Genomic DNA, 17,978 nt, shown 5'->3' with positions numbered 1-17,978 from the left:
GTTCCGATCGCGATGGAAGAAAAGCTGCGCTTCGCGATCCGCGAAGGCGGCCGCACCGTCGGCGCCGGTATCGTTGCCTCGATCATCGAGTAATCGATTTTCCCTTATGGGATGACAGGAGCCCCGCTGGAAACAGCGGGGCTTTTTGTATTGGAGATAGGGATGCAGCTGACCACAGAACAGATGGATGCCGTCCGGAGTTACCGCCATACGGTGCGCCTCGCGGGGTGCTGGGGTGGCTGTTACGAGGCGGCATGTTTCATCCAGCATCGCTTTGGCTGGCAACGTGTTGACGGCGTCTATGCCCTGCCAGATGGTCGGCCGATCTTTCTCCACTCCTGGAACCTGATGCCAGATGGTTCGATTTGCGATGGAACGGCCGACCAGCTTGGGGAAGGCGAGGATGTCGCGTGTTTGCCCGTGGACTGTGGCCAGTCCAAGCGCTACCGGGAAAAATTCACGCTGGCGCACAACCCATCGGTCACCCCCTGGCTTCACGGCTTACCATATGTCGGCATTTCGGACCGGCAGTTTTGGGACGACGCGGAGGAAGCGAAGGCATTGGAGCCGGGCTGGTGGCTTGCCGACAAACACGATTACCTGTCGTGGTTCACAAAGGGGATTCGCCAATATCCGATGTTCTCCCAAATGCGTGATGGATATTGCGCGCGCAGCTATGAAGTCAGCGGCTTGGGTTGATTTATCATCATGACCTGTCGACCACATGCCCCTCCGCCAGCCGCAACAGCTCCGTCACGAGATAGCCGTTGATCCTCATGCCGGTGAGGTCGCATTCGGCAATTGTGACATCGGCCATGCTGCCGAAGCGGATCGTGCTGCCGTTGAAGTCCACATGGGTGAGGCTCGCGGCATGCATCACCACATTCTCGACCACGGCGGCAGCCATTGAGACGTTGCGGACAGCGATCTGCTCCGCATTGGCATCCGTGATCAGCGCGCGCCCGAGATCGACATTGCTGAAGACCGCTTCCTTGAGCGAGATGTCGGTAAACCGGGATTCGGAGAGATCCGAATCGTCGAATTCGGAGCCGGGCAGGGCGGCATTGCTGATCCGGATCATGGCGGTCCTCCATTAACGGCGCCTCCGACTATCCGGGAATCATATCGGTCTTGCAAGGGTTGCTGATTCCGCCTCACCCGCTGATTGAACGGTGAAGCAGGGGCCGATTGCGCAAACGGGGCCTGACCTGGAGGTTGTCCCCAGGCCGAGACACCACGGATCAATAAGGTTCGCGCAGCCCATTGGCGGCTTTGGGGAAAAGGCTGAAAAAGTCTCTTGCCATTCGCGCGCTGCCGTCTTAAAGGGAGCGCCATGCTTCGAGAGAATGCGTTTCACTCGAAGAACAGGCTTAGGGGTATAGCTCAGTTGGTAGAGCGGCGGTCTCCAAAACCGCAGGTCGTCGGTTCAAGCCCGGCTGCCCCTGCCATTTCCGCCCGGCGCGCTTGAAGCGCTGACGGGCAAGACGATCTGGCAAAGCCGAAAAGTTGCAGAAGACCTTTTCCCCCCTTGTGAAATGGGGAATCGGTCGTTATGTAGGGTTCAAACAGACACGCGGTGCGTGGGGCTGACCAAGGTCGGCTTTACGCGCCGTAAATGCGTGGGCATTAAATGGCATCCAAGAGTAATCCATTCGCGTTTCTGCAGCAGGTACGCTCCGAGACGTCCAAGGTTACGTGGCCCTCGCGTCGCGAAACCACGATTTCGACGCTCATGGTCTTGGCTATGGTGTTTTTCGCTGCGCTGTTCTTCTTCGGCGCGGACCAGCTCATCAGCTGGCTGCTCAGCCTCGTGCTGAGCGTCGGTAATTAATCGGGCGGAAAAAATCATGGCTGCACGTTGGTACATCGTCCACGCATATTCGAATTTTGAAAAGAAGGTCGCCGAGGACATCGAGCACAAGGCCAAGCAGAAGGGGCTTGATCACCTCTTCGAAAAGATCCTTGTGCCGACCGAAAAGGTTGTCGAGGTCCGTCGTGGCCGCAAGGTTGATAGCGAACGCAAGTTCTTCCCCGGCTATGTCATGGTTCGTGCGAACCTGACCGACGAGGCCTATCACCTGATCAAGAATACCCCGAAGGTCACGGGCTTCCTCGGTTCCGACAACAAGCCGGTTCCGATCCCCGATTTCGAGGCGGAGCGCATCTTGGGTCAGGTCCAGGAAGGCGTCGAGCGCCCGAAGTCCACCGTGTCTTACGAAATCGGCGAACAGGTTCGCGTCTCCGACGGTCCCTTCGCTTCGTTCAACGGCGTCGTCCAGGATGTGGACGAAGAGCGCTCGCGCCTCAAGGTTGAGGTTTCGATCTTCGGCCGCGCAACGCCGGTCGAGCTTGAATACAGTCAGGTCGAAAAGGTCTGATTGGAAAAGGGAAGGCGACTTCCCGATCCGCGTGGGAGGATGAGGGGCCTGTAGCCGGGCCGGTCAGACGCACCACGCAACCGCAGCCGCCGGATTTCTCCGGCATGTTATGGCCGGGCAACCGGTCTGAATGAAAGGCAGAGAGTAATGGCTAAGAAAGTTGCAGGCCAGCTCAAGCTCCAGGTCAAGGCAGGATCGGCGAACCCGTCCCCGCCGATCGGCCCGGCCCTTGGTCAGCGTGGCATTAACATCATGGAATTCTGCAAGGCGTTCAATGCCGCCACGCAGGAAATGGAAAAGGGTATGCCGATCCCGGTCGTCATCACCTATTACCAGGACAAGTCCTTCACCTTCGCAATGAAGCAGCCGCCGGTCACCTACTGGCTGAAGAAGGAAGCAAAGATCACCTCCGGCTCGAAGACTCCGGGCAAGGGTGCGAAGGTCGGTACGATCACCAAGGCGCAGGTCCGCGCAATTGCCGAAGGCAAGATGAAGGATCTGAACGCTGCCGACATCGAAGGCGCAATGCTGATGGTTGAGGGCTCTGCCCGCTCCATGGGCCTGGAAGTGGTAGGTTGATCATGGCCAAGGTAGCAAAGCGTATTCAGAAGATCCGCGAAGGTGTTGACCCGACGAAGCTCGTCGCTCTCTCCGACGCCATCTCGATGGTCAAGGAACGTGCCGTCGCCAAGTTCGACGAAACGATCGAAATCGCCATGAACCTCGGCGTCGACCCGCGTCACGCAGACCAGATGGTCCGCGGCGTGGTCAACCTGCCGAACGGCACTGGCCGTGACGTTCGCGTCGCAGTCTTCGCACGTGGCGCCAAGGCTGACGAAGCCAAGGCTGCCGGCGCAGACATCGTTGGCGCCGAAGACCTGCTGGAAATCGTCCAGGGCGGCAAGATCGACTTCGATCGCTGCATCGCCACCCCGGACATGATGCCGCTCGTCGGTCGCCTCGGTAAGGTCCTCGGCCCGCGTGGCATGATGCCGAACCCGAAGGTTGGCACGGTCACCATGGACGTCGCGGGCGCCGTCAAGGCTTCCAAGGGCGGTGCCGTTGAGTTCCGCGTCGAAAAGGCTGGTATCATCCACGCCGGCATCGGCAAGGCCTCCTTCGACGCCAAGGCGCTCGAAGAAAACATCAAGGCTTTCGCTGACGCCGTCGTCAAGGCAAAGCCGGCTGGTGCGAAGGGCAACTACGTCAAGCGCGTAGCGATCTCCTCGACCATGGGCCCGGGCGTCAAGATCGACCCGGCCACGGTTACGGCCTGATAGAATTCGACCGGAACGATCTGTTCCGGTCCACCAAGTTTCCGGCCTTTCGGGGCCGGAAATGCCTGGTGTCAAAACCAGGCACTCCTGTCCGAGATTGTGGGCGGCCTTGCGGCCTTAATATCTGCCTGCATGAGACGGGTGAGATCCGGTATTTAAACGTCTGATGACGTCTTGAAGTTCGGTTCGAGCCTTATTCGCCTTTTGGTTGGAAACATTTTCAACCGGAGGGGACAGGATCCTCAAGCGTCGCTTGGGATCTCGAAATGGATCCCCTGAGGCAAAGGCAAACCCGGTGGGGCCTGCAGGATTGCGGTCCCATCAACTGGAGACAGACAGTGGAAAGAGCGGAAAAACGCGAATTCGTCACAGAACTGAACGAAGTCTTCAAGGCTTCCGGTTCGGTTGTTGTGGCCCACTATGCTGGTGTCACGGTTGCGCAGATGAACGATTTTCGTTCGAAGATGCGCGCTGCTGGCGGCACCGTCAAAGTCGCGAAGAACCGCCTGGCCAAGATCGCTCTTCAGGGCACGGAAGCCGAAGGGATCACCGATCTCTTCAAGGGTCAGACGCTGATCGCATTCAGCAATGACCCAATTGTGGCTCCGAAGGTCGTCATGGATTTCGCCAAGACCAACGACAAGATCGTTGTGCTCGGCGGCGCCATGGGAACAACCACCTTGTCCGCAGATGCAGTCAAGTCGCTTGCGACCCTGCCTTCGCTGGACGAACTGCGTGCAAAGCTGCTGGGCATGATTCAGACCCCGGCAACCCGCATCGCAGGCGTTGTGGCAGCACCGGCAGCTCAGCTTGCTCGCGTGTTTGCGGCCTATGCAAAGAAGGACGAAGCCGCGTAAGGCGGTTTTTCGCTGTTCATACCCTAACCCGTTCGCTTCGAACCGAACATCTATTAAGGAACTAGTACAATGGCTGATCTCGCAAAGATCGTTGAAGACCTCTCCTCGCTGACCGTTCTGGAAGCTGCTGAGCTTTCCAAGCTGCTCGAAGAAAAGTGGGGCGTTTCGGCTGCTGCTCCGGTAGCCGTTGCTGCTGCTGGCGGCGGTGCTGCTGCTGCTCCGGCTGAAGAAGAAAAGACCGAGTTCGACGTCATCCTCACGGATGCCGGCGCCAACAAGATCAACGTCATCAAGGAAGTCCGTGGCATCACCGGCCTCGGTCTCAAGGAAGCCAAGGACCTCGTCGAAGGCGCTCCGAAGGCTGTCAAGGAAGGCGTTTCCAAGGCTGAAGCCGCTGACCTCAAGAAGAAGCTTGAGGACGCCGGCGCTAAGGTCGACGTTAAGTAATATCGGAATGCGGCGGGGGAGGGTCTCCCTCTCTCGCCGGTTTCCTCCGAACATATTACCCAGGAACCGTATGAAAACGGTTCCTGGGTAATGGGTTCTCAAGAGGATGGTCTTGACCCGAATGCCCGGCAAACCGGCCGGCCGTTCGGATCTCGAGACGAGATTGAGCGATCCATTTTTTGACGGAGCCGCCTGGCCAGCGGTCACCGTCTGTTGCAGGCCCGGGTGCAAACTGACAAGGAGCGACGATGGCTCAGACCCTTACCTTTAACGGTCGCAGGCGCGTACGCAAGTTTTTCGGAAAAATTCCAGAAGTCGCAGAAATGCCGAACCTCATCGAGGTTCAGAAGGCATCTTATGACCAGTTCCTCATGGTCGACGAGCCGGAAGGTGGCCGTCCCGACGAGGGGCTGAATGCCGTTTTCAAGTCCGTCTTCCCGATCACCGATTTTTCCGGTGCCTCGATGCTGGAATTCGTGTCTTACGAATTCGAGCCGCCGAAGTTCGACGTCGACGAATGCCGCCAGCGCGATCTGACCTATGCCGCACCGCTGAAGGTCACGCTGCGCCTGATCGTGTTCGATATTGACGAGGATACGGGCGCGAAGTCCATCAAGGACATCAAGGAACAGTCGGTTTACATGGGCGATATGCCGCTCATGACGAACAACGGTACCTTCATCGTCAACGGCACTGAGCGCGTCATCGTCTCCCAGATGCACCGTTCGCCGGGCGTCTTCTTCGACCATGACAAGGGCAAGTCCCACTCGTCCGGCAAGCTTCTGTTTGCCGCGCGCGTCATCCCTTATCGCGGTTCCTGGCTCGATATCGAATTCGACGCCAAGGACATCGTGCATGCTCGTATCGACCGTCGCCGCAAGATCCCCGTGACCTCGCTGCTGATGGCACTTGGCATGGACGGCGAAGAAATCCTGTCGACCTTCTACTCGAAGTCCGTCTACGAGCGTGATGGCAAGGGCTGGCGTTATCCGTTCAACGCGGAAACGCTGAAGGGCGCCAAGACCATCTCCGACATGATCGACGCCGACACCGGCGAAGTGGTTGTCGAAGGCGGCAAGAAACTGACCCCACGTCTGCTGCGTCAGCTCACCGACAAGGGCCTGAAGTTCCTCAAGGCTTCCGACGAAGATCTGTTCGGCAACTACCTGGCAGAAGATCTGGTCAACATGTCGACCGGTGAAATCTACATGGAAGCCGGCGCAGAAATCGACGAGAAGTCGCTGCCTCAGATCCTCGAGTCTGGTTTCGACGAGATCCCGGTTCTCGGCATCGACCACATCAATGTCGGCGCCTACATCCGCAACACGCTCGCCGCCGACAAGAACGAGAACCGTCAGGACGCTCTGTTCGACATCTACCGCGTCATGCGTCCGGGTGAACCGCCGACCATGGATTCGGCCGAAGCCATGTTCCAGTCGCTGTTCTTCGATTCGGAGCGCTACGACCTGTCGGCCGTTGGCCGCGTCAAGATGAACATGCGTCTCGACCTCGACTGCCCGGATACCGTTCGCGTTCTGCGCAAGGATGACATCCTGGCCGTGGTCAAGATGCTGGTCGAACTGCGCGACGGCAAGGGCGAAATCGACGACATCGACAACCTCGGCAACCGCCGCGTTCGCTCGGTCGGTGAATTGATGGAGAACCAGTATCGTCTGGGTCTCTTGCGCATGGAGCGCGCCATCAAGGAACGCATGTCGTCGATCGAAATCGACACCGTCATGCCGCAGGACCTGATCAACGCCAAGCCTGCAGCAGCCGCGGTTCGCGAATTCTTCGGCTCCTCGCAGCTGTCGCAGTTCATGGACCAGGTGAACCCGCTTTCGGAAATCACCCACAAGCGCCGTCTTTCGGCTCTTGGACCGGGTGGTCTGACCCGCGAGCGTGCAGGCTTCGAAGTCCGCGACGTTCACCCGACGCACTACGGCCGTATTTGCCCGATCGAGACGCCGGAAGGCCCGAACATCGGTCTGATCAACTCGCTCGCCACCTTCGCACGGGTCAACAAGTACGGCTTTATCGAAAGCCCGTACCGCAAGATCGTCGACGGCAAGGTGACGAAGGACGTCGTCTATCTGTCGGCCATGGAAGAAGCCAAGTACTATGTGGCCCAGGCCAATTCCGAACTGACGTCTGAAGGCGCCTTCGTCGAAGAGTTCGTCGTCTGCCGTCATGCCGGCGAAGTCATGCTGTCCCCGCGCGACACTATCAACCTGATGGACGTCTCGCCGAAGCAGCTGGTGTCAGTAGCGGCCGCTCTCATTCCGTTCCTCGAAAACGACGACGCTAACCGCGCTCTCATGGGCTCGAACATGCAGCGTCAGGCCGTGCCGCTTCTGCGCGCCGAAGCCCCGTTCGTTGGAACCGGTATGGAGCCGATCGTTGCCCGTGACTCCGGTGCTGCCATCGGTGCCCGTCGCGGCGGCGTGGTCGACCAGGTGGACGCGACCCGTATCGTTATCCGCGCCACGGAAGATCTCGATCCGTCCAAGTCGGGCGTCGACATCTACCGTCTGCAGAAGTTCCAGCGTTCGAACCAGAACACCTGCGTCAACCAGCGCCCGCTGGTCGCCGTCGGTGACATTCTGAACAAGGGCGACATCATCGCGGACGGTCCGTCGACCGACCTCGGCGATCTGGCTCTCGGCCGCAACGCGCTCGTCGCGTTCATGCCGTGGAACGGCTACAACTATGAGGACTCGATCCTCATGTCGGAGCGCATCGTCTCGGAAGACGTCTTCACCTCGATCCACATCGAGGAATTCGAAGTCATGGCCCGCGACACCAAGCTCGGCCCGGAAGAAATCACGCGCGACATTCCGAACGTGTCGGAAGAAGCGCTGAAGAACCTCGACGAAGCCGGTATCGTCTATATCGGTGCCGAAGTTCAGCCGGGCGACATTCTGGTCGGCAAGATCACACCGAAGGGCGAAAGCCCGATGACGCCGGAAGAAAAGCTTCTGCGCGCCATCTTCGGTGAAAAGGCCTCTGACGTACGCGACACCTCGATGCGCATGCCTCCGGGCACCTTCGGCACCGTCGTCGAAGTTCGTGTTTTCAATCGCCACGGCGTTGAAAAGGACGAGCGCGCGATGGCGATTGAGCGCGAGGAAATCGAACGTCTCGCCAAGGACCGCGACGACGAGCAAGCGATCCTCGACCGTAACGTCTACGGCCGTCTGATCGACATGCTTCGTGGCCAGGTCTCGATTGCCGGACCGAAGGGCTTCAAGAAGGGCGTCGAGCTTTCGAATGCCATCGTCTCCGAATATCCCCGCTCGCAGTGGTGGATGTTTGCAGTCGAGGACGAGAAGGTTCAGGGCGAACTCGAAGCGCTCCGTGGTCAGTACGACGAATCCAAGTCGCGCCTTGAACAGCGCTTCATGGACAAGGTCGAAAAGGTCCAGCGCGGCGACGAAATGCCTCCGGGCGTCATGAAGATGGTCAAGGTCTTCGTTGCTGTAAAGCGCAAGATCCAGCCGGGCGACAAGATGGCCGGCCGTCACGGCAACAAGGGCGTCGTGTCGCGCATCGTACCGGTCGAGGACATGCCGTTCCTCGAAGACGGCACGCATGTCGACATCGTCTTGAACCCGCTCGGCGTGCCCTCGCGCATGAACGTCGGTCAGATCCTCGAAACCCACCTTGCCTGGGCTTGCGCCGGCATGGGCAAGAAGATCGGCCAGATGCTTGAGGACTATCGCAAGCATCTCGACATCAGCGAGCTGCGCACCGAGCTGACCGAGATCTATGCGTCCGAAGCCCATGACGAGGTCAAGAACTTCGACGATCAGTCGCTGGTTCGTCTCGCCGAAGAAGCCAAGCGCGGCGTATCCATCGCCACGCCGGTCTTCGACGGTGCGCATGAAAGCGACGTGTCGGCGATGCTGACGAAGGCGGGCCTCAACCCGTCGGGTCAGTCGACCCTGTATGATGGCCGTACCGGTGAAGCCTTCGACCGTCAGGTCACCGTCGGCTACATGTACATGATTAAGCTGAACCACCTGGTCGACGACAAGATCCATGCCCGTTCGATCGGTCCTTACTCACTCGTCACCCAGCAGCCGCTCGGTGGTAAGGCGCAGTTCGGCGGTCAGCGCTTCGGGGAAATGGAAGTCTGGGCTCTGGAAGCTTACGGCGCCGCCTACACCCTGCAGGAAATGCTGACGGTGAAGTCGGACGACGTGGCCGGCCGTACCAAGGTCTATGAGGCGATCGTCCGTGGCGACGACACCTTCGAGGCCGGTATTCCGGAAAGCTTCAACGTTCTCGTCAAGGAAATGCGCTCGCTCGGCCTGTCGGTCGAGCTGGAGAATTCCAAGCTCGATGACGTTGGCTCGGGTCAGCTGCCCGACGCAGCCGAATAACGGTTTGACAAAGGCGTGCGTGGTCAAGCCGCGCACGCCATCCCCTGATCGACCGGCGGCCAAAATCGGGCGGGTGAGGGGAGTTTCGCCGCATTTCGCGGTTATTGTCATTTCAAGGGTCTGATGCGGCATCCCGGGACTTCGCCGCCATTCAGACCCAATCGAGGGCTTTTAGCCCCATAAGGAGACAGGCATGAACCAAGAGGTCATGAACCTTTTCAATCCGTCGGTGCCGGCTCAGCACTTCGACAGCATCCGGATCTCGATCGCGAGCCCGGAAAAGATCCTGTCGTGGTCATATGGCGAGATCAAGAAGCCGGAGACCATCAACTATCGTACGTTCAAGCCGGAACGCGATGGTCTCTTCTGCGCACGCATCTTTGGACCTATCAAGGACTATGAGTGCCTGTGCGGCAAGTACAAGCGCATGAAGTATAAGGGCATCATCTGCGAAAAGTGCGGCGTGGAAGTCACGCTGTCGCGCGTTCGCCGTGAGCGCATGGGCCATATCGAGCTCGCCGCTCCCGTTGCCCATATCTGGTTCCTGAAGTCGCTGCCGTCGCGCATCTCCACGCTGTTGGATATGACGCTGAAGGATGTCGAGCGCGTTCTCTACTTCGAGAACTACATTGTCACTGAGCCGGGCCTGACCTCGCTCAAGGAAAACCAGCTTCTTTCCGAAGAAGAATACATGATCGCCGTCGACGAGTTCGGCGAGGACCAGTTCACCGCCATGATCGGCGCTGAAGCCATCTACGAGATGCTGGCCTCGATGAACCTCGAGAAGATCGCTGGCGACCTGCGTTCCGAGCTTGCCGAGACCACCTCGGATCTCAAGCAGAAGAAGCTGATGAAGCGCCTGAAGATCGTCGAGAACTTCATGGAGTCGGGCAACCGTCCGGAATGGATGATCATGAAGGTCGTTCCGGTCATCCCGCCGGACCTGCGCCCGCTGGTTCCGCTCGATGGCGGCCGTTTCGCGACGTCTGACCTGAACGATCTCTATCGCCGCGTCATCAACCGTAACAACCGTCTGAAGCGCCTGATCGAACTGCGCGCTCCGGGCATCATCATCCGTAACGAAAAGCGCATGCTGCAGGAATCTGTGGACGCGCTGTTCGACAACGGCCGCCGTGGCCGCGTCATCACCGGCGCCAACAAGCGTCCGCTGAAGTCGCTGTCCGACATGCTCAAGGGCAAGCAGGGCCGCTTCCGCCAGAACCTTCTCGGCAAGCGCGTCGACTATTCCGGCCGTTCGGTCATCGTGACCGGTCCGGAACTGAAGCTGCACCAGTGCGGCCTGCCGAAGAAGATGGCGCTCGAGCTGTTCAAGCCGTTCATCTATGCCCGCCTCGACGCCAAGGGTTACTCCTCGACCGTCAAGCAGGCGAAGAAGCTGGTTGAAAAGGAAAAGCCGGAAGTCTGGGATATCCTTGACGAGGTCATCCGCGAGCATCCGGTTCTGTTGAACCGCGCACCGACGCTGCACCGCCTGGGCATCCAGGCCTTCGAACCCACGCTGGTCGAAGGCAAGGCCATCCAGCTGCACCCGCTCGTCTGCACGGCCTTCAACGCCGACTTCGACGGTGACCAGATGGCTGTTCACGTGCCGCTTTCGCTGGAAGCCCAGCTGGAAGCCCGCGTGCTAATGATGTCGACGAACAACATCCTGCACCCGGCCAACGGTGCACCGATCATCGTTCCGTCGCAGGACATGGTTCTCGGCCTCTACTATCTGTCGATCCTGAACCAGAACGAACCGGGCGAAGGAATGGTCTTTTCGGACATGGGCGAACTGCACCATGCGCTGGAAAACAAGGTCGTCACCCTGCACGCCAAGATCCGTGGCCGCTTCAAGACCGTCGATGCCGAAGGCAAGCCGGTTTCGAAGATCTATGAAACCACGCCTGGCCGCATGATCATCGGCGAACTTCTGCCGAAGAACGTCAATGTGCCGTTCGACATCTGCAACCAGGAAATGACCAAGAAGAACATCTCCAAGATGATCGACACGGTCTACCGTCACTGCGGCCAGAAGGACACGGTCATCTTCTGCGACCGGATCATGCAGCTCGGCTTCACGCATGCGTGCAAGGCCGGCATTTCGTTCGGCAAGGACGACATGATCATTCCGGAAACCAAGGCGAAGATCGTCGGTGACACCGAAACCCTGGTCAAGGAATACGAGCAGCAGTACAATGACGGCCTGATCACTCAGGGCGAAAAGTACAACAAGGTCGTCGACGCCTGGGGCAAGGCCACTGAAAAGGTCGCCGAAGACATGATGGCCCGCATTAAGGCCGTCGAGTTCGACAAGGAGACCGGTCGTCAAAAGCCGATGAACGCCATCTACATGATGTCGCATTCGGGTGCTCGTGGTTCACCGAACCAGATGCGTCAGCTGGGCGGCATGCGTGGCCTCATGGCCAAGCCGTCGGGCGAAATCATCGAGACGCCGATCATCTCGAACTTCAAGGAAGGCCTGACCGTTAACGAGTACTTCAACTCGACCCACGGTGCCCGTAAGGGTCTCGCAGACACCGCCTTGAAGACCGCGAACTCGGGTTACCTGACCCGTCGTCTCGTCGACGTCGCGCAGGATTGCATCGTCAACCTCGTGGATTGCGGCACCGACAAGGGCCTCACCATGACCGCCATCGTCGATGCCGGTCAGGTCGTTGCCTCCATCGGCGCCCGCGTTCTCGGTCGTACGGCGCTGGACGACATCGATCATCCGGTCACGGGCGAGCGCATCGTCAATGCCGGCAACATGATCCTTGAGGCAGATGTCATCGAGATCGAAAAGGCCGGTATCCAGTCGATCCGCATCCGTTCGGCTCTGACCTGCGAAGTCCAGACGGGCGTCTGCTCGGTCTGCTACGGCCGTGACTTGGCCCGTGGTACGCCTGTTAACATGGGCGAAGCCGTCGGCGTCATCGCCGCACAGTCGATTGGTGAGCCGGGCACACAGCTCACCATGCGTACCTTCCACTTGGGCGGTACCGCGACCGTGGTCGACCAGTCGTTCCTGGAAGCCTCGTACGAAGGTACGGTGCAGATCAAGAACCGCAACATGCTGCGCAACTCCGAAGGCACGCTGATTGCCATGGGCCGCAGCATGGCCGTCACCATTCTCGACGAGCGTGGTGTCGAACGGTCCTCGCAGCGCGTGGCCTATGGTTCGAAGGTCTTCGTGGACGACGGCGACAAGGTGAAGCGCGGCCAGCGTCTGGCCGAGTGGGACCCCTACACCCGTCCGATCATGACGGAAGTCGAGGGTATCGTGCATTTCGAGGACGTCGTCGACGGTCTCTCCGTGCTCGAAGCCACCGACGAGTCGACCGGCATCACCAAGCGTCAGGTCATCGACTGGCGTTCGACCCCGCGTGGTTCGGACCTCAAGCCGGCGATCGTCATCAAGGACGCGAGCGGCAACGTCTTGAAGGTAGCACGTGGTGGCGAAGCCCGCTTCCACCTGTCCGTCGAGGCGATCCTGTCGGTCGAGCCTGGTCAGAAGGTTTCCCAGGGTGACGTGCTTGCGCGTTCGCCGCTGGAAAGCGCCAAGACCAAGGACATCACCGGTGGTCTGCCGCGTGTTGCCGAACTGTTCGAAGCCCGTCGTCCGAAGGACCACGCCATCATCGCTGAGATCGATGGTACGATCCGTCTGGGCCGCGACTACAAGAACAAGCGTCGCGTCATCATCGAGCCGGCGGAAGACGGTGTCGAGCCTGTCGAATACCTGATCCCGAAGGGCAAGCCCTTCCACCTTCAGGAAGGCGACTATATCGAAAAGGGTGACTACATCCTCGACGGTAACCCGGCTCCGCACGACATCCTGGCGATCAAGGGCGTCGAGGCACTTGCCTCGTACCTGGTCAACGAAATCCAGGAAGTCTACCGACTGCAGGGCGTTGTGATCAACGACAAGCACATCGAGGTGATCGTTCGCCAGATGCTGCAGAAGGTTGAGATCACCGACGCAGGCGACAGCCAGTACATCGTGGGCGACAATGTCGACCGTATCGAACTGGACGACAACAACGAGCGCCTGATCGAGGAAGGCAAGAAGCCGGCATACGGCGAACCTGTCCTTCTCGGTATCACCAAGGCCTCGCTGCAGACGCCGTCGTTCATCTCGGCTGCATCCTTCCAGGAAACCACCAAGGTTCTCACGGAAGCTGCAATCGCCGGCAAGACCGATACGCTGCAGGGCCTGAAGGAAAACGTCATCGTCGGCCGCCTCATCCCGGCTGGTACCGGCGGCACCATGACGCAGATCCGCCGCATCGCCACTTCGCGCGACGACCTCATCCTCGAGGAACGCAAGAAGGGCTCGGGCGCCGACGTGGCAACCCCGATGCTGCAGAACCTTGCAGGCGAAAGCGCTCCGGCTGCCGAGTAATCGGAAAGCCTGATCGTCCTCAATGAACAAAGGCCGCCCGGAGCGATCCAGGCGGTCTTTTTCGTTCCGGCAAGGCGGCAACGGGGCTGAGGTCGCAAGGGCGGGCAGGGTGTTCTGCGCCCCGTCAGCAGGATCTGAAGCGTCAAAAGAAAAAGGCCGATCGATCGACCGGCCTTCGAGCTCTTGCAGGCTGACGGGATCGTCTCAGGCGAAACGAATGATCGCCACTTCGCCTTCCAGCGCGCCCTGATAGGCCGACGCATGCGGCTCCTCGTCCGGTGCGCCATTGATCATGCCGATCTGGTCGAGGTCGGCTTCCAGGAAGCCTTCTTCGGAGAGCGCGTTCAAGGTCAGGCGTACGGCGGTGTCGTCATCCGGGGCAGTCAGAATGACATGCAGATCGATCGGCTCGCCGCCTTCGGTCTCATAGGCCTTGGCGATCACGATGAAGACCATCGGCTCGTCGCGTGTATTGTCGTTGTCAGGGTTGGTGATCATGGCGTCCGGTCTTCTTGCTGGAGGAAACGATTCTCTGGTTCCGGCCGATTCGACCAGACGGGCAGGGCGGTTGACCCTTCATCTCTCCTTATCTAGAAGTTTCCCTCGGCAAGCCAAGCCAAATCAGGACCGATCCGGCATTTTCCCGCGTCAAATGGCCCGGCACCGTCTCCGCCGGGGTCTGGAATCCATTAATTCTCGTTTGAGACTTGACGCAAAGAGGGGAAAACAGTAGTACCCCGGCCATCGGAGCCTATGTGAGACCGGGTTTTTTGGGACGCCATGTCCTGAAGTTCGTCTCAAACAAGTCTCCAAACGCACGTTGACGACACGAATGCTGCACGCACGACGCGTCTTTCGGGATGCGTCCTCTGTCTTTTGTGGTCCATCCGCGAAAAACGGGTCGGGCCACATTTTGCGCATGAAGAAAACTGTGCGGCCGCCGCCGGAAACGGCAAACCAAAGGGCCTGAGAGGGCTTGAGACTAGATTTTGCAAGGGATGGGTATATGCCTACCGTAAACCAGCTGATCCGCAAGCCGCGTCAGGCACAGGTAAAGCGCAATAAGGTTCCTGCTCTGCAGGAAAATCCGCAGAAGCGCGGCGTTTGCACCCGCGTCTACACCACGACCCCGAAGAAGCCGAACTCGGCTCTGCGTAAGGTTGCCAAGATCCGTCTGACCAATGGCTTCGAAGTCATCGGCTACATTCCGGGCGAAGGCCACAACCTGCAGGAACACTCTGTCGTCATGATCCGTGGCGGCCGCGTAAAGGACTTGCCGGGCGTGCGTTACCACATCATCCGCGGCGTTCTCGATACCCAGGGTGTCAAGAACCGCAAGCAGCGCCGCTCCAAGTACGGTGCGAAGCGTCCGAAGTAATTCGGCCATTACCAGATATCCGGCGCTGCGCGAGGTTCTCCGCGTGATAAAGCGTCCCTAACCGTTGAGAGACAAATAGTATGTCCCGTCGCCATAGTGCAGAAAAGCGCGAAATCAATCCGGACCCGAAGTTCGGCGATCTCGTCGTCACTAAGTTCATGAACGCCATCATGCTTCACGGCAAGAAGTCCGTCGCTGAAAGTATCGTCTACGGTGCGTTCGACGTCGTTCAGTCCAAGGCCAAGGCTGAGCCGATCGCGATCTTCCATCAGGCGCTCGACAATGTCGCGCCGCATGTTGAAGTCCGTTCGCGCCGCGTTGGTGGTGCAACCTACCAGGTCCCGGTCGACGTTCGTCCGGAGCGCCGCCAGGCCCTCGCCATCCGCTGGCTGATCACTGCAGCGCGCAAGCGCAACGAAACCACTATGGTCGACCGTCTGTCCGGCGAGCTGCTCGATGCCGCCAACAACCGCGGTAGCGCCGTCAAGAAGCGCGAAGACACCCACAAGATGGCCGACGCAAACCGCGCCTTCTCGCATTACCGCTGGTAATCCACCGATCGAATATTGAAAGGCAGTCCGTTATGGCTCGCGAATATAAAATCGAAGACTACCGCAACTTCGGTATCATGGCGCACATCGACGCCGGCAAGACCACGACCACCGAACGCATCCTCTACTACACCGGTAAGTCTCACAAGATCGGCGAAGTCCATGACGGCGCTGCTACGATGGACTGGATGGAGCAGGAGCAGGAACGCGGTATCACCATCACGTCCGCTGCCACCACGACCTTCTGGAAAGGTCGCGACGGCAAGATGCGCCGCTTCAACATCATCGACACCCCCGGCCACGTCGACTTCACCATCGAAGTCGAACGCTCGCTGCGCGTTCTCGACGGTGCCGTTGCTCTGCTCGACGCCAACGCTGGTGTTGAGCCGCAGACCGAAACCGTATGGCGTCAGGCTGAAAAGTACCACGTCCCGCGGATGATCTTCTGCAACAAGATGGACAAGACCGGTGCTGACTTCTACCGCTCGGTAGAGATGATCAAGACCCGTCTCGGCGCCACCGCTGTTGTGATGCAGTTGCCCATCGGCGCAGAAACCGAATTCAAGGGCGTTGTCGACCTGATCGAGATGAACGCGCTCGTCTGGCGCGATGAGTCGCTGGGCGCTGCCTGGGACGTTGTCGAGATCCCGGAAGACCTGAAGGCCAAGGCTGACGAATATCGCGAAAAGCTGATCGAGACCGTTGTCGAGATCGACGAACAGGCGATGGAAGACTACTTGAACGGCATCATGCCGGACAACGACAAGATCCGTGCCCTGGTTCGTCGCGGCACCATCGACGTCAAGTTCCATCCGATGTTCTGCGGCACCGCCTTCAAGAACAAGGGCGTTCAGCCGCTGCTCGACGCCGTCGTCGACTACCTGCCGTCGCCGCTCGACATTCCGGCGATCAAGGGCATCGATGCCAAGACCGAAGCGGAAATCGAGCGTCACGCTGACGATTCTGAGCCGCTCGCCATGCTCGCGTTCAAGATCATGAACGACCCCTTCGTGGGTTCGCTCACCTTCGCACGTATCTACTCGGGCAAGCTCGAAAAGGGCGTCTCGGTCATGAACACGGTCAAGGACAAGCGCGAGCGCGTCGGCCGCATGCTGCAGATGCACTCGAACAGCCGTGAAGACATCGAAGAAGCCTTCGCAGGCGACATCGTTGCTCTCGCCGGCCTCAAGGAAACCACGACGGGTGACACGCTCTGCGATCCCCTGAAGCCGGTTATCCTCGAGCGCATGGAATTCCCCGAGCCGGTCATCCAGATCGCGATCGAGCCGAAGTCCAAGGGCGACCAGGAAAAGATGGGCCTTGCGCTCAACCGTCTGGCTGCCGAAGACCCGTCCTTCCGCGTCAAGACCGACCAGGAATCCGGCCAGACCATCATCGCTGGCATGGGCGAACTTCACCTCGACATTCTCGTTGACCGTATGCGTCGCGAGTTCAAGGTTGAAGCCACCGTCGGTGCTCCGCAGGTTGCTTACCGCGAAACCATCACGCGTCAGCACGAAGAAGACTACACGCACAAGAAGCAGTCCGGTGGTACCGGTCAGTTCGCGCGCGTCAAGCTCGTCTTCGAACCGAACCCGGAAGGCGACGACTTCAAGTTCGAATCCAAGATCGTCGGCGGTGCTGTTCCGAAGGAATACATCCCGGGCGTTCAGAAGGGTATCGAGAGCGTTCTTTCCTCTGGTCCGCTCGCTGGCTTCCCGATGCTGGGCGTCAAGGCGACCCTCATCGACGGCGCGTTCCACGATGTTGACTCGTCGGTTCTCGCCTTCGAAATCGCCTCGCGTGCCTGCTTCCGTGAAGCAGCCAAGAAGGCTGGCGCACAGCTGCTCGAGCCGATGATGAAGGTCGAAGTCGTAACGCCGGAAGACTATGTCGGCGACGTTATCGGCGATCTGAACTCGCGTCGTGGCCAGATCCAGGGCCAGGAACAGCGCGGCATTGCGATCGTGATCAACGCTCACGTCCCGCTCGCCAACATGTTCAAGTACGTCGACAACCTGCGCTCCATGTCGCAGGGCCGTGCACAGTACTCGATGACCTTCGATCACTACGCACCGGTCCCGTCGAACGTTGCTGCCGAAATCCAGGCAAAGTATTCCGGTCAGAAGTGACCGGGATACCCCGCCCGTCCAATTGAAGATTGAGTTTCCCCGCACGGGGACCAGAAAATGGAGAGCCGAAAATGGCAAAGAGTAAGTTTGAGCGCACAAAGCCGCACGTCAACATTGGGACGATCGGCCACGTCGACCACGGCAAGACGTCTCTGACGGCAGCGATCA

At 59.3% G+C, this 17,978-nt stretch carries 15 protein-coding genes, 1 tRNA gene and 1 pseudogene; 15 read left to right on the top strand and 2 right to left on the bottom strand.

Annotated features, from left to right (window positions below; genetic code table 11):
• Positions 1–93: pseudogene (locus tag ASE36_RS22175) on the top strand (elongation factor Tu); the annotation flags it as partial.
• Positions 94–162: 69 nt separating this feature from the next.
• Positions 163–699, top strand: coding sequence for a hypothetical protein (locus tag ASE36_RS08875; protein WP_062278360.1), 537 nt, complete (start codon positions 163–165; stop codon positions 697–699).
• Between the two features lie 7 nt (positions 700–706).
• Here ASE36_RS08875 and ASE36_RS08870 read toward each other — a convergent pair whose 3' ends face one another.
• Positions 707–1,081: a pentapeptide repeat-containing protein gene (locus ASE36_RS08870; protein ID WP_062278358.1), complete on the bottom strand. Its 375-nt coding sequence runs from the start codon at positions 1,079–1,081 to the stop codon at positions 707–709.
• A gap of 291 nt (positions 1,082–1,372) precedes the next feature.
• Between ASE36_RS08870 and ASE36_RS08865 the strand changes: the two genes are divergently transcribed.
• The 9 genes from ASE36_RS08865 to rpoC all read left to right on the top strand — a co-directional run bounded on the left by ASE36_RS08865 (position 1,373) and on the right by rpoC (position 13,749).
• Positions 1,373–1,448 (top strand) — tRNA-Trp (locus ASE36_RS08865).
• 182 nt (positions 1,449–1,630) lie between these two features.
• Positions 1,631–1,831 (top strand): preprotein translocase subunit SecE, encoded by a 201-nt coding sequence (secE, locus tag ASE36_RS08860; RefSeq protein ID WP_062278356.1) that lies wholly within the window; start codon positions 1,631–1,633, stop codon positions 1,829–1,831.
• Positions 1,832–1,847: 16 nt separating this feature from the next.
• Positions 1,848–2,378, top strand: coding sequence for a transcription termination/antitermination protein NusG (gene nusG, locus ASE36_RS08855; RefSeq protein WP_062278354.1), 531 nt, complete (start codon positions 1,848–1,850; stop codon positions 2,376–2,378).
• A gap of 147 nt (positions 2,379–2,525) precedes the next feature.
• Entirely contained in the window at positions 2,526–2,957 is a 432-nt protein-coding gene (rplK, locus tag ASE36_RS08850) for a 50S ribosomal protein L11 (RefSeq protein ID WP_006728786.1), read from the top strand.
• A gap of 2 nt (positions 2,958–2,959) precedes the next feature.
• On the top strand, positions 2,960–3,655 hold the full coding sequence (rplA, locus tag ASE36_RS08845) for a 50S ribosomal protein L1 (RefSeq protein ID WP_062278352.1): 696 nt from the start codon (positions 2,960–2,962) through the stop codon (positions 3,653–3,655).
• Between the two features lie 338 nt (positions 3,656–3,993).
• Positions 3,994–4,512, top strand: a complete 519-nt coding sequence (rplJ, locus tag ASE36_RS08840) for a 50S ribosomal protein L10 (protein WP_006728784.1) — start codon at positions 3,994–3,996, stop codon at positions 4,510–4,512.
• 69 nt (positions 4,513–4,581) lie between these two features.
• Complete coding sequence (gene rplL, locus ASE36_RS08835; RefSeq protein WP_062278349.1) at positions 4,582–4,959, top strand: 50S ribosomal protein L7/L12; 378 nt, start codon at positions 4,582–4,584, stop codon at positions 4,957–4,959.
• Between the two features lie 248 nt (positions 4,960–5,207).
• Positions 5,208–9,344, top strand: coding sequence for a DNA-directed RNA polymerase subunit beta (gene rpoB, locus ASE36_RS08830; RefSeq protein ID WP_062278346.1), 4,137 nt, complete (start codon positions 5,208–5,210; stop codon positions 9,342–9,344).
• A gap of 193 nt (positions 9,345–9,537) precedes the next feature.
• The gene (rpoC, locus tag ASE36_RS08825; protein ID WP_062278343.1) at positions 9,538–13,749 is read left to right on the top strand and encodes a DNA-directed RNA polymerase subunit beta'; all 4,212 of its coding nucleotides are present in this window, start codon (positions 9,538–9,540) and stop codon (positions 13,747–13,749) included.
• A gap of 204 nt (positions 13,750–13,953) precedes the next feature.
• On the opposite strand, the gene ASE36_RS08820 is transcribed toward rpoC, so the two are convergent.
• A complete protein-coding gene (locus ASE36_RS08820; protein WP_062278341.1) occupies positions 13,954–14,247 on the bottom strand; it encodes a hypothetical protein in 294 nt (97 codons plus the stop codon).
• A gap of 508 nt (positions 14,248–14,755) precedes the next feature.
• Here ASE36_RS08820 and rpsL point away from each other — a divergent pair.
• The 4 genes from rpsL to ASE36_RS22545 all read left to right on the top strand — a co-directional run.
• Entirely contained in the window at positions 14,756–15,127 is a 372-nt protein-coding gene (gene rpsL / locus ASE36_RS08815; RefSeq protein ID WP_003507760.1) for a 30S ribosomal protein S12, read from the top strand.
• 80 nt (positions 15,128–15,207) lie between these two features.
• Complete coding sequence (gene rpsG / locus ASE36_RS08810) at positions 15,208–15,678, top strand: 30S ribosomal protein S7 (protein ID WP_062278339.1); 471 nt, start codon at positions 15,208–15,210, stop codon at positions 15,676–15,678.
• Between the two features lie 32 nt (positions 15,679–15,710).
• Entirely contained in the window at positions 15,711–17,810 is a 2,100-nt protein-coding gene (gene fusA / locus ASE36_RS08805; RefSeq protein WP_062278337.1) for an elongation factor G, read from the top strand.
• 71 nt (positions 17,811–17,881) lie between these two features.
• Positions 17,882–17,978 (top strand): GTP-binding protein (locus tag ASE36_RS22545; protein ID WP_244484375.1); only part of this gene is annotated, 97 nt, incomplete at its 3' end.

The sequence above is a fragment of the Rhizobium sp. Root274 genome, assembly GCF_001429245.1.
Classification (GTDB): domain Bacteria; phylum Pseudomonadota; class Alphaproteobacteria; order Rhizobiales; family Rhizobiaceae; genus Allorhizobium.
The sequence above is the reverse complement of the archived record's forward strand: the minus strand, read 5'-3'. Positions and strand labels throughout refer to the sequence as shown.